Here is an 11,900-nt window from a genome sequence, read left to right as displayed (position 1 = left end):
AATTTTTTACCCAAAGACTCACTTTTCCTGGTAAATATAAAAAGCGATCCCGGTGAAATAAAAAATGTTGCTGACCAATTTCCTGAAAAAGTAAAGGAGCTAAAAGAGCAATACAGAAAGTGGAGTATTGAGAATAATCAGTAAACAAAAGAATTTTTAACAGGTATTTGGGAAGATACCAATTGTTTCCTTCCCAAATACCTCTAACCATTTTATTTTACAGAAAGATAGGATTTGTCCACGCAGTATTGCCATTTTTGTCTGTCACTTCGCATCTTACCCATTTGGGGTTCTTTTTGCTCAAATCCCATTCCGCGCTTCTGAGATCATTCCCGTTTTTAGCTTTAAATACACTTCCGTTACCGGCTCCGCTTGTTCTAAATACTATTTTTTTAACAGCTGAACATTCTACTTTTATTACCCCTTCGCTGTTTAATTGGTAATTTTTTATTTCGGGGCCTGAGGAAGCATAAAAAGCGCCAAGCTCCAGTGCTGCAAGAATACTTTTATCGTCTAATTTATCGGCCTTTATCATTGTCCATGCTTTGCCCACCTCGCTACTTTTGTGTACGTCGTCGCTCGCCAAACCTGATAATACATATCCCTTATTCAACATTTGATCCCAATGCACTCGCCCGCTTCCACTGTTAGCATCCTGGCATACCTCATTATGCACCTCTACTCCCAGATACCCTGATACTTCGGTCATTTCAATGTAAGTATGCCCGGTCCAGTACGGATGCGCATAAAATACTTTTGCGCCTTTACTTTTTATATCGTCTATCATTTCCTGTGCGGATAAATCACCATTATAAGCGTATGGATGTGGTAATCCATAGCCCAACAAATGATGGGTAGGAGCTCCTGAATAAGTTTCAGGATGAAACTCAATGCTGCTCAAAGCCAAAAAATTCTTGTCGGAAAAGCCTGATAGATCATTTGTTGTTCTGTGGTCGGTAATTGCTACAATATCAAAGTCTTTTTCTCTGTATTGTTTTAAACGTGTTGCAACATCCACATCGCCGTCGCTGCTGGTGGTATGCACATGCAGGGCAGCTTTGTACCATTTTCCTTTCGTTTCAAAAGGATTGGTCAGTGTTTTTTTATGTTGGATATTTCCTTTTTCCTGAAATGCAAAAACTTTTGATGCGAGTGTCGATACGACGGAGATTCCAGTCAGTTTAAAAAAATTACGTCTTTTCATCATTGATTTATTTTATATTATTGACTTACTGTTTTTTGCCGAATGAAAGACTTCTTAAAAAGAAAGATAACCGTAACTGAAAAATAGTTTGAGTAAGGAGACGCAGATGTATTGTTTTGGGCTTTTTCATTGTTGGTATAATTTGGTTTTTCTGGTTTAAAAATAGTTTAAAGTGAGCAATAATGGAACATAAACAGACCTGTAATATGAGTTTTTGCAGCCTGATTTAAATGCTGAGCGGGTTACGGGCGGGGCGTGGGACTCCGGCAAAGTCCTGTTGAGGATGCTTTTTAAAAAATATAACTGGTTTACCACGATTAATGCTTTTCTTGCTAATATTCTGAAAATGAGTCGGTGTTGTGTTAATTTATTTTTGTCTTATTTTGCGGGGGCAAGCAAATTAAAACAGAATCCTCATGGTTAAATTATTCATCACCCGGTAAGAAGTTACTCCTCCCGTGTTTCTTATTTTTCCCCTGTTGTATGGCTGATGATAAATCAGTTGAACATTGTCGCCTTCCCCGGTCAGGAGAAAAAAGGGCCGCGATACATGAGGTAACCGGTGTGCCTTTTTTACAGGTGTAGGAAGCCAAAGATGTTTTTTTATTCCTGTAAAATAAAAAGCTAAACTTTGTTGGAATTGTTGACAAAAAGATGACTCCAATAACCATTTGAGCGGTTGGATGTTAGCAACCTGTTGCTATCCGGAAGGACTAAAACCAGTGTCGTTTTCGGAGAAAAACAACGCCCATGAATGATAATGACATGGAAGCCAGAACAATAAGCCAAAAAGCACCCGGCGAATTTTCAAACAGGTTAGGCACATTCATTCCGAAAAAGCTGGCAATTAACGTAGGAATCATTAAAAGAATGGAAACAATGGTGAGTTGTTTCATTACTACATTCAGATTGTTGGAGATAACCGAAGCAAAGGCATCCATCATTCCGCTTTGTATATCGGAATAAATTTGGGCCATTTCCAGCGCCTGTTTATTTTCGATGATGGCATCTTCAAGCAAATCTTCATTAATTTCGGTGGTTATTTTTTTTGCGTTTCGTAGTTTGGCCAGTACAATTTCGTTGGCTTTTATGGAAGTTATAAAATACACCAGGCATTTTTCCATTTTTAGCAACTTGTTGAGTTCCCGGTTTTTGATCGATTTTTCCAAATCCTGTTCAATGGCTGTGGTTTGCTGATTGATGTGTTTCAGGTAACGCAAATACATGCTGCCTGAGCGAACAAACAGCCGTAATATAAAATTGTAATTGTCGGTAATTTGCTGGTATTGATCCCGAAAAGGCGAAGGCTGCTCGCTGGGTAAAATCTCGTTATTTTGTAAGCTGATGGTAAGCGTAAATCCGTTTCGGATAAAAATTCCCAGCGGAATGGTGTAAAACGGAACTCCGTTATTTTGATTCTCTACCGGAATTCGCATAATTATCAAGGTCCAGTCGTCGTCGAACTCCACACGTGGTCGTTCGTCGGCATCCAAAATGTCACGGATGACGTCATCCGGTAATCTGAAGTCGTCCTTTAAGCGTTGAATTTCTGAGGTGTTTGGTGCCGTTACGTTAATCCAGCATCCTTTTTCAATTTTAGGTATTTCAACATACCCCCCGAACGTTTTGAAGATTTTAATCATGGTTCGCCTCCTTACGTTTTTTACCTGTAAAGAGACTGCGAATGCCCTTTACAGACTGGTTATTACTTTAAATTTCGTATGATACGGGCCTTCGTCCATATTTTGTGATAATTTTTTATTGACGCTGCAAAAGTAACTTTTCTATCGGGAAAAAGAACCCGAGGTCGCTTATTTTTTTTGAAGTGAAGCTTGGAGTAATACAAAGAGTCGCTATTTGCGAACACTATTTTTGTTGCGTCATACCGGACTAAAGCCCTTTTGATTTGGACTTTAAGGCGAATACCCAGCCGAACAGGCTATGTGAAAACTAAATAACAACGGCATTTATGCCGGTGAAACAGAGCTGCACATCTTTTGGGACTTTAGTCAGTTGCTTAATCGTTTTCTATTTAAAATTCTTTCTATTTTGCTTTACCATAGAAAACACGTCCGGTGATCAACAGTCCGGCAAAGACAAATACAGCAAAAACCAAACTACTTATAGCGAGTTGCATTCCTCCGGAAATTACGTGTCCACTGGTGCAGCCTCCGGCCATGCGGGCGCCGAAAATCAAAACAAATCCACCAATAAATGCCCAAATGGCACGTGATACAACAGAATTGTTTTTGTATTTTACCCAGTTTTCATGAATCAGCTGAATTTTAAATTCTCCCCGAATCAGGGAGAGAATCAATCCCGATAGAAGCGCTCCCAATAAAAAGAAAACTTCCCAGTTTCCTGGAACCTGAATTTTTTCAAAATAACTGTTGCTGGTAAATCCGCTTAGCCAATCGGCTACATACGGAAATGTGGTTGATGCACCGATGGGGCGGTTACTGACACCTTTTGAAAAGACGATGGTATTTAACAAGGCAAGTAAAATACCGGCAAGTAGCCATTTCATATTTTTTTCAGGGCGTTTCTCTATTTTGTGGACGCCAAAAGCAATGCCAATAAAAATTAATCCGAGCACAACGGTGGCAGCATAAAATGCTGCTGAGTTCCCCCCTGCGATGCTGTTTACCGATATTTTGCCAAGATCAGGACCTAAAATTCCCTGGATAGACGGAAGTAGCACAGTGTAAATTAAACCGCCAAATAAACCGCCAATTATACCTACGAGCGCATCGGTAGAACCTTCACCTAATGAAATGGCAAGCGTTCCCGGGCAATATCCTAAAATAGCCATGCCTACACCAAAAATAAGGCCGCCGAGAATAATGCCCCCTACAACAAAAGGTTTTACGTGGTAGCCGGCCCATCCCATCCCAATAGAAACATTCAATAGAATTGCGCCAAGTCCTACAGCCATGGCAATGGCTTTGGCTACTGTTAAATCGCTCAACGTTGCTACACCGCTGATAGTATTAAATTTATTCAGTTTAGCATACTGAAGAATACCGCCAAAGATGAATCCCAGAAATACAGTTAGAATCATAATATTTGTTTTAATATGTTTGTTTCTCACATCATTTGCGCAAACAGACAAATAAATCAGTCCGCAAAACCAGCGAATCAGTAGTTAAAGATTGTTTTGAAATTTTAGTCGGCTTTAAATGAAAAGCAAAGGTACTAAAAGTTTTGGGTGGTGTTTTTCTGAATGCGTTAAAATTTGTTATCGTACTTTATCTGTTTTTTTTTATTGTTTCCACTGATGATTAAGTAAGTATCTTTTGATGTAAGGTAATAGTTGAAATTTATAAATATACTAGTAATAAAAAGTTTAGATATTTGTTTTTTACTTAGTAGTAAGTATATTTGTTTCGAAATTATAATAAAAGAATGGATGTCGGTAACACGGGAAAAGATACTGGAGTTGGGTGAAAACCTGATACGAACAAAAGGATACAATGCTTTTAGTTATCAGGATATATCTACTGAGCTTGGTATAAAGAATGCCGCTATTCATTATTATTTTCCATCCAAAAAAAATCTGGTAACGAGTATTGTGAAAACAAATATTCAGCGTTTTGAAGAAATGGTAGAAAATATGGAAAGCCGGAATTTTGATGAATGGCAACAACTGGATGCATTTGTGAAGATATATGTAAAAAGCCGTCGCGAAAAAAAGAAATGTTTGGTTGGTTCTTTGAGCCCGGATGTAAAAACCTTGGATGAATCAACACAAAAAGAGCTAAAGAAAATGGTTGACATGATTTTAAGATGGCTGGCCTTTCTTCTGGAGCGAGGCAAAAACAAGGGGGTATTTGCTTTTGCCGATAGTGCTGAAAGTAAAGCAATGGTGATTTTTTCAAGTTTGGTAGCCAGTTTACAATTGTCGGCTGTTTTGGGAAATTTGGACTATAAAAACTATTGCCAATCTATTCTTGACGATTTAAGACCTTAAAATAATACGTTAATCTCAATTTATCGAGTAGAAATCATAAAAATTATTGATATGAAAAGAGCAGTAATTACCGGACTGGGCGCTGTGACTCCCATTGGAAATAATGTAAATGCCTACTGGGAAAATATGCTTGCCGGGAAGAGCGGCGCCGCCCCAATAACCCGGTTTGATCCGATAAATCACAAAACTAAATTTGCCTGCGAAGTAAAAGATTTTGATCCTCTGAATTATTTTGATCGAAAAGAGGCCCGAAAACTGGATAGGTATACACAATATGCATTAATTGCAAGTGAAGAGTGTTTGCACGATTCAAACCTGGATCTTAAAAAGACAGATTTGAATAAAGTGGGTGTAATTCTTGCTACCGGAATAGGAGGAATACAATCGTATGAAGAAGAAGTTTTGGCTTTTGGGCAAAATAATGAGGTTCCGCGATTTAGTCCTTTTTTTATTACAAAAATGATTGGGAATATTGCATCCGGACATATTTCCATTCGTTATGGTTTTCGTGGAATTAATTATGCTACGGTTTCCGCCTGTGCTTCGTCGAACCATGCCATTGCAAACGCTTTTGATCAAATCCGTTTGGGAAAAGCGAATATTGTATTGGCGGGAGGTTCGGAGGCTGCCATAACAAAAGCTGCCGTTGGCGGTTTTAATTCCATAAAAGCAATGTCAACAAACAACGAAAATGCAGCAACAGCATCTCGCCCGTTTGATCTTGCACGCGATGGGTTTGTGCTGGGGGAGGGTGCCGGTTTGCTGATGGTGGAAGAGTTGGAGCATGCATTACAGCGCGGTGCAAAAATTTATTGCGAATTGGTTGGATACGGAGCCGCTGCGGATGCTTATCACGTTACGGCTACTCATCCTGAAGGGGTTGGTGCAGAACTGGCCATGACTGACGCACTTGCTGATGCAAAAATGCAACCCGAAGAGGTGGACTACATCAATACACATGCTACATCGACCCCGGTTGGAGATATCGGAGAGTGCCTGGCAATCGACAAGATTTTTGGGGAGACCTCAAAAAAAGTATTTGTAAGCGCTACAAAATCAATGACCGGGCATTTGTTAGGCGCAGCCGGTGCCATTGAAGCTATTGCAACGGTGAAAGCTGTTGAATGTAACCAGGTGCCGCCTACCATTAATACTAAAAATATTGACCCGGAAATTCCGGGAGGCTTAAATATCGTACTTCAAAAGCCGGTCAAAACGGAAATAAATGCAGCAATGAGTAATACTTTTGGTTTTGGAGGGCATACGGTTTCAACCATTTTCAAAAAAATAGAATAGATGGTTTCGTTTATTTTGTCTTGTCGTCCTTCCGGATTTATTTCGAAATCTTTTTCAAGGAAGATGTCGAACGAGTTTATTATCAGGAATTTGGTAAGAGTTGTTGAATAGTATATTAAGCGAGAGCTTGCAAAATTGCCTTTTTATAAAGGAATGTTTGGATGACACCGCGTGAAAGCATAAATAAAATCATGCCCAGCCAAAGGGCATGGTTTCCCAGCAGGGAGTTTAGAAGGAAATACGCCGGAGTAAAAACCAAAAATGTGGATGCGATTAATGTATTCCTCATGGCTTTTGAAGCAGTGGCTCCGATGTAAATTCCATCCCAGATAAACGACGCAAAACTGGTAAAGGGGATAAGAATCACCCAAAAAAGGAAAGGTTGGGCGCTTTGGATTACATCCGTTTGAGAGGTGAGCAGATTTAAAATGATGTTTGTACCGGGAGCATAAATCATGGTAAACATAGCAGCAAGACCAAGCCCCCATACAAAAAGAAGTCGAACTACTTTTTTAAGGTTTGCCGGCTCTTTTGCCCCTACATATTTTCCAACGATGGCTTCACCGGCAAAAGCAAATCCATCAATAAAAAAGGAGAAAAACAATAGCAGCTGAATCAGCAGAGAATTGACCGCTAAAATGGTATCGTCGATACTTGCTGATTTTGAAGTAAAAAAGGTGAACACAAGGATGATACAAAACGAACGGATAAAAATATCGCTGTTTACTTTGAAAAAATTGAGTAGTATTTTAATGTTTAAAACTCCCTGTTTTGATATTTCAGGTAACAGGTATTTGTATTTTTTGAACAGAAGGATGATGGCAATGGTTAAACCAACATATTGCGAAAGCGCTGTTCCTAAAGCTACTCCCGCTGATTTCATATTTAGTCCAAAAACGAATAATATGCTAAACAGAATATTAACAATATTAACAGAAATGGCAATAATCATTGGGAAACGCGCATTCTGCATACCCAAAAACCATCCGTTAAAAACAAATAAGCTTAATGCTGCAGGGGCGGCCCAAACTCTTATCCTGAAATATTCGTTGGCCAGTGTTTCAACTTCTTCACTGCCGCCAATAATTTTAAAACTGGCCCATGCAATTGGAGCTTGTAACATTAAAATAAACAGGCTTATCGAGGCTGAAACAAGTAAGGCCCGTATTAAAATGGTAATACTCTCCTGCCGGTTTTTTTCGCCAAATGCCTGTGCTGTAAAACCTGAAGTACTCATACGCAAAAAACCAAAGCCCCAATAAATAAAATTAAAAATTACACCTCCCAGCGAAATAGCACCAATGTATACCTCAGAGCCGAGATGTCCCATCAAAGCCAAATCGATTAATCCGAGCAACGGAACTGTAATGTTGCTTACGATATTAGGTACTGCTAGTTTTAAAATTTCTTTATTCATTTTGAGACAGCCAAAGGTAACAGTTTTGACTTCTGTTTCAGAAAAAATATTCTTATTTGAAAAAAATACTCAGATATAAAACTCTTTAATAGTGGGACTTTGAGCCGGTGTTTCAGCTAATTGAAGAAAGAAATATAGCTTATTATTGATTGTGCCTATGAACAATAAATGAATTCAATTTGTTTTGTGCAGTAAAGATTTGGATTAATTCTAAATAGCAGTTATTTTTGTTTCAGAATTAAATACATTTAAATCTTTTAATACGATAAAAGCTATGGCATTTGAACTAGTAAAATTAGGATACGATTACACAGCATTGGAACCTCACATTGATGCACGTACGATGGAAATACATCATACCAAACATCATGCGGGGTATACTACAAAATTAAACGGCGCTGTTGAAGGAACTGATTTGGAAGGAAAAACAATAGAGGATATACTGAGTGGAGTTTCAGGACATTCAACAGCGGTTAGAAATAATGGAGGAGGATATTATAACCATAATTTGTATTGGGATGTGATTGCTCCGGGTGGAGCTAAAGCTCCGGAAGGAGAACTTCTCGATGCAATCAATGATTCATTTGGTTCAGTAAAAAATTTCCAGGAGGCTTTTGTTCAGGCTGCGGTTACGCGGTTTGGATCTGGTTGGGCATGGTTGGTACTTCAAAAGAATAAGCTGGCGGTTTCGTCAACGCCCAACCAGGATAATCCTTTGATGGATGTTGCGGAAGTTCAGGGTACGCCAATTTTAGGAATTGATGTGTGGGAGCACGCGTACTATCTGAATTACCAAAACAGACGTCCGGATTATGTAAATGCATTTTGGGATCTCATCAACTGGGATGAAGTCGCCAGGCGGTTTAAAGGTTAGTTGATTTTTGGTTTTTTCCCCGGGGCAGAGGCTCCGGGGTTTTTGTTGCCTTCTTGTGGAATATTATGTTTAATTGGTTGAGTTACTCCTGTGCATGTTGAGCCTTTTTTCTGCCTAAAATACTCTAAAGGAAGATTAAAAGGTTTTCGTTATATCATAAGATTTCAGTTTTCGCTTTCCAGTATGTTTTTTTTCTTATTTAAACTTCTTTCAAATTAACCTTTTGTTTAATCCTTTTTCAGTTTAATATGTTTTACCTTTACAAGAAAAGAATCAACAAAAAGAAATTAACTTTTAAACTGAAAAATTATGGCATTTGAATTACCAAAACTTCCCTATGCAAATGATGCATTGGAACCATTTATCAGTGAAAAAACCATTGAATTTCACTATGGAAAACATCACCAGGCTTATGTAAATAATGTAAATAACCTGGTTACAGGAACCGAGTTTGAAAACAAGAGTTTGGAAGAAATTATTAAAAAGGCTGAAGGAGGAATTTTTAATAACGGTGCGCAGGTATGGAATCATACTTTTTATTTTATGCAATTTAGTCCGGAAGGATGTAAAGAACCTAAAGACGATTTGAAAGCCGCTATTGAGGCGAAATTTGGTTCTGTAGAAAATTTTACCGCTGAGTTTTCAAAGGCTGCTGCAACTCTTTTTGGTTCGGGCTGGGCCTGGTTGGTAAAGGGCAATGGAGGCGAACTAGAGATCCTTCAAACAAGCAATGCAGGCAACCCAATCCGCGATGGTAAAAAACCAATACTGACCTGCGATGTTTGGGAGCACGCTTATTACATCGATAAAAAGAATTTGCGTCCTAAATATATTGAGGATTTCTGGAAAATTTTAGATTGGAAAGTTATTTCAGAAAGATTTGCAGAATAGTTGGTTTCGCAAACCAGGTTTATTTATTGTCATTTTACAAGGGATTTTGAAAAATCCCTTGTAGCGGAAAAACGAAAAAATCGGCACGAATAGAAAATTCTTATTTATATTAGTGCTTATAATTTTTCGTTTTTTTTGTTGTAAATGAGAGGAATAACGATTTTACTATATTTCTTAAGCGTCTTCTGTTTTTGGGAAGAGACCTCTGCAATCGACGAAAAAGATAGCCTGAAAAATTTGTTTTATAGGTTAGACAGTATTGACGATGTTGAGTTTTTACTAAATGCCCGACTGGAAATAATACAACAGGTGAGGCGTTCCGATTATGAACTGTATCTTGAGTTCGCTCACGAAAATATTGAACTCGCCAAGCAACATAAAATTAATTGGGGGCTTGTTGATATCTACATGGAAATGGGCGGCTCTTTTCTGGAAAAAGGGAGTTACAACATTGCCCTCAACTATTTAAATAAAGCTTACGGATATGCACAGCTTGATAATTATGGCCCTTATGTGGGTTGGGTAACCCTTGAAATTGCAAATTGTTATGAGGCGATGTTACACCATAACCGGGCTATTGAGTTTTATAAGATTTCACTGGATGTGTTTACAGAGACCGATGAACCAGAAGGAATTGCCCTGGCTTCTGCCAATATTGGAGTTAATTATTTATACATAAATGACTTTGATAGAGCAGAAGAATATCTGAATAAAGCTTTGACGATAGGAAAAAAGCTTGGCGATCCTGTTGAATTGGGGTATGTGCAAATGTATTTGGCTAACCTGCAAATGAAAACAGAAAAATACGAAGAAGCAGTTCAAAACTTAAGCAAATTGATCCGGGATATAAATAGAAGGTTTGAGAATCAGAAATCCGGATTTCAGTTTATTAAGGATAAAACTTTGTTGGGGGAAGCATTTGAGTTGCTGGCTGAGATTCATGGCAGTCTCGGATTTTCCGGGTTAAAGTATAAAAACTATTTTAATGCAGGTAACGTATTTAAGGAATTAAGAGACAGTCTGAACTTGTCTGAAGTATTTTGTTTGATTGGTGAAAGTTATCTGAATGATAGCCAGTTTGATAAGGCAATAATTTATGCCGATTCAGCTTTAAAAGTTACAGAAGGAACCATAATTTTAAATCAACAGGCAAGAGCCAACAGAATACTTGCTGATGCATATACTGAAATAAATAATACCGGATTGGCGCTATTGTATTACAAAAAATACTTCCTTATACACGATTCAATGTTTAATCGTTCGGTTATTGACGCGATTTCAAATGTCGATGTGTTAGTTGAGACAATAGAAAAAGAAAAAGATAATGAAATATTACAATTAAACATCGACAATGAAAAGCGGTTGCGACGAATTGTTTCCTTGGGTTCGCTTGTTTTTTTAGTTGTTCTTTTTATTGCCTTGTTCAATATTTTAATCAAGCTACGTAAGGTTAAGCAGTTGAACGACGAATTGACTTTAAAAAACAAAAAGATTAAAGAGCAAACAAAAAAGCTTGAAGAATTAAACCAGGAATTAAGCCAGTTGGTTAAATCGAAAGATAAGTTTCATTCTGTTATTGCCCATGATTTAAAAAATCCGATCGGTTCGGTTCTCAATCTAACAGAACTACTGGCAAAGGAATTTGATAAATTCCCGGAATACGAGCAAAAAAGACTTGCTGAGCTGTCCTACGAAACGTCAAAACAGGCTCTGAAGCTGCTGGAAAACCTTTTAACCTGGTCTTTGGTACAGGGGGGAAGAATGAAAGTTAAAAAGACGATTTTTAATATTGACGACGTAGTTGAACAAACGATAAAAAATTTGCAACATGCCGCTGAATTAAAATCGATTAATGTGAAGTCAGAACTTTGCAGCGGAATAGAAGTGTTTGCCGATCGGGAAATGATTTCCACAACCGTGAGAAACTTATTTTCGAACGCGGTGAAGTTTACACCCCCGGGGAAAAAGATATTGGTACAGGTTATACCAAAAGGCCAAATGGCTGAAGTAAAGATCGAGGATGAGGGAGTTGGAATTCCTGAAAATCAAGTTGATAAATTGTTGCAGGTTGATTCCAATTATCACCAACTGGGCACAAACAACGAAAACGGCACAGGCATAGGGTTACAGCTTGCAAACGAATTTATAAAATTGAATGGAGGGTATCTTACAATAAAAAGTCAGGAAAATAAAGGGAGCAGATTTTCTATTTTTATCCCTGTAAATAATTTAAAATAAAAAAACAAAA

At 38.1% G+C, this 11,900-nt stretch carries 9 protein-coding genes; 5 read left to right on the top strand and 4 right to left on the bottom strand.

Going from position 1 to position 11,900, the window contains the following annotated elements; genetic code table 11:
* Positions 1-217: 217 nt before the first annotated feature.
* The 3 genes from K5G00_RS04645 to K5G00_RS04635 form a co-directional block, all read right to left on the bottom strand.
* Positions 218-1,207: a CehA/McbA family metallohydrolase gene (locus K5G00_RS04645; protein ID WP_238764614.1), complete on the bottom strand. Its 990-nt coding sequence runs from the start codon at positions 1,205-1,207 to the stop codon at positions 218-220.
* Positions 1,208-1,917: 710 nt separating this feature from the next.
* A complete protein-coding gene (locus K5G00_RS04640; RefSeq protein ID WP_238764612.1) occupies positions 1,918-2,847 on the bottom strand; it encodes a magnesium transporter CorA family protein in 930 nt (309 codons plus the stop codon).
* Between the two features lie 401 nt (positions 2,848-3,248).
* Positions 3,249-4,265, bottom strand: coding sequence for a YeeE/YedE thiosulfate transporter family protein (locus K5G00_RS04635; protein ID WP_238764610.1), 1,017 nt, complete (start codon positions 4,263-4,265; stop codon positions 3,249-3,251).
* A 348-nt stretch (positions 4,266-4,613) separates the two neighbouring features.
* On the opposite strand from K5G00_RS04635, the gene K5G00_RS04630 reads away from it, so the two are divergent.
* Both K5G00_RS04630 and fabF read left to right on the top strand, forming a co-directional pair.
* Positions 4,614-5,174, top strand: a complete 561-nt coding sequence (locus K5G00_RS04630; RefSeq protein WP_238764608.1) for a TetR/AcrR family transcriptional regulator — start codon at positions 4,614-4,616, stop codon at positions 5,172-5,174.
* A 51-nt stretch (positions 5,175-5,225) separates the two neighbouring features.
* A complete protein-coding gene (fabF, locus tag K5G00_RS04625; protein ID WP_238764606.1) occupies positions 5,226-6,470 on the top strand; it encodes a beta-ketoacyl-ACP synthase II in 1,245 nt (414 codons plus the stop codon).
* Positions 6,471-6,585: 115 nt separating this feature from the next.
* Here the strand turns inward: fabF and K5G00_RS04620 are convergent, their stop codons facing one another.
* Complete coding sequence (locus K5G00_RS04620; protein WP_238764604.1) at positions 6,586-7,887, bottom strand: MATE family efflux transporter; 1,302 nt, start codon at positions 7,885-7,887, stop codon at positions 6,586-6,588.
* Positions 7,888-8,161: 274 nt separating this feature from the next.
* Between K5G00_RS04620 and K5G00_RS04615 the strand changes: the two genes are divergently transcribed.
* From K5G00_RS04615 to K5G00_RS04605, 3 genes are all read left to right on the top strand, one after another.
* The gene (locus tag K5G00_RS04615) at positions 8,162-8,761 is read left to right on the top strand and encodes a superoxide dismutase (RefSeq protein WP_238764603.1); all 600 of its coding nucleotides are present in this window, start codon (positions 8,162-8,164) and stop codon (positions 8,759-8,761) included.
* A gap of 309 nt (positions 8,762-9,070) precedes the next feature.
* Positions 9,071-9,652, top strand: coding sequence for a superoxide dismutase (locus K5G00_RS04610; RefSeq protein WP_238764602.1), 582 nt, complete (start codon positions 9,071-9,073; stop codon positions 9,650-9,652).
* 144 nt (positions 9,653-9,796) lie between these two features.
* Positions 9,797-11,890 (top strand): ATP-binding protein, encoded by a 2,094-nt coding sequence (locus K5G00_RS04605; RefSeq protein WP_238764601.1) that lies wholly within the window; start codon positions 9,797-9,799, stop codon positions 11,888-11,890.
* The last annotated feature ends 10 nt before the right edge of the window (positions 11,891-11,900 follow it).

Origin of the sequence: Maribellus maritimus (assembly GCF_022267315.1) — a bacterium.
Lineage (GTDB): Bacteria > Bacteroidota > Bacteroidia > Bacteroidales > Prolixibacteraceae > Draconibacterium > Draconibacterium maritimum.
The sequence above is the reverse complement of the archived record's forward strand: the minus strand, read 5'-3'. Positions and strand labels throughout refer to the sequence as shown.

What these genes read in the sequence shown, in the direction of transcription:
- K5G00_RS04620 (WP_238764604.1), bottom strand. Translation starts at nt 7,887, where the DNA reads ATGAATAAAGAAATTTTAAAACTAGCAGTACCTAATATCGTAAGCAAC.
- K5G00_RS04645 (WP_238764614.1), bottom strand. Translation starts at nt 1,207, where the DNA reads ATGATGAAAAGACGTAATTTTTTTAAACTGACTGGAATCTCCGTCGTA.
- K5G00_RS04630 (WP_238764608.1), top strand. Translation starts at nt 4,614, where the DNA reads ATGTCGGTAACACGGGAAAAGATACTGGAGTTGGGTGAAAACCTGATA.
- K5G00_RS04635 (WP_238764610.1), bottom strand. Translation starts at nt 4,265, where the DNA reads ATGATTCTAACTGTATTTCTGGGATTCATCTTTGGCGGTATTCTTCAG.
- fabF (WP_238764606.1), top strand. Translation starts at nt 5,226, where the DNA reads ATGAAAAGAGCAGTAATTACCGGACTGGGCGCTGTGACTCCCATTGGA.
- K5G00_RS04640 (WP_238764612.1), bottom strand. Translation starts at nt 2,847, where the DNA reads ATGATTAAAATCTTCAAAACGTTCGGGGGGTATGTTGAAATACCTAAA.
- K5G00_RS04605 (WP_238764601.1), top strand. Translation starts at nt 9,797, where the DNA reads ATGAGAGGAATAACGATTTTACTATATTTCTTAAGCGTCTTCTGTTTT.
- K5G00_RS04615 (WP_238764603.1), top strand. Translation starts at nt 8,162, where the DNA reads ATGGCATTTGAACTAGTAAAATTAGGATACGATTACACAGCATTGGAA.
- K5G00_RS04610 (WP_238764602.1), top strand. Translation starts at nt 9,071, where the DNA reads ATGGCATTTGAATTACCAAAACTTCCCTATGCAAATGATGCATTGGAA.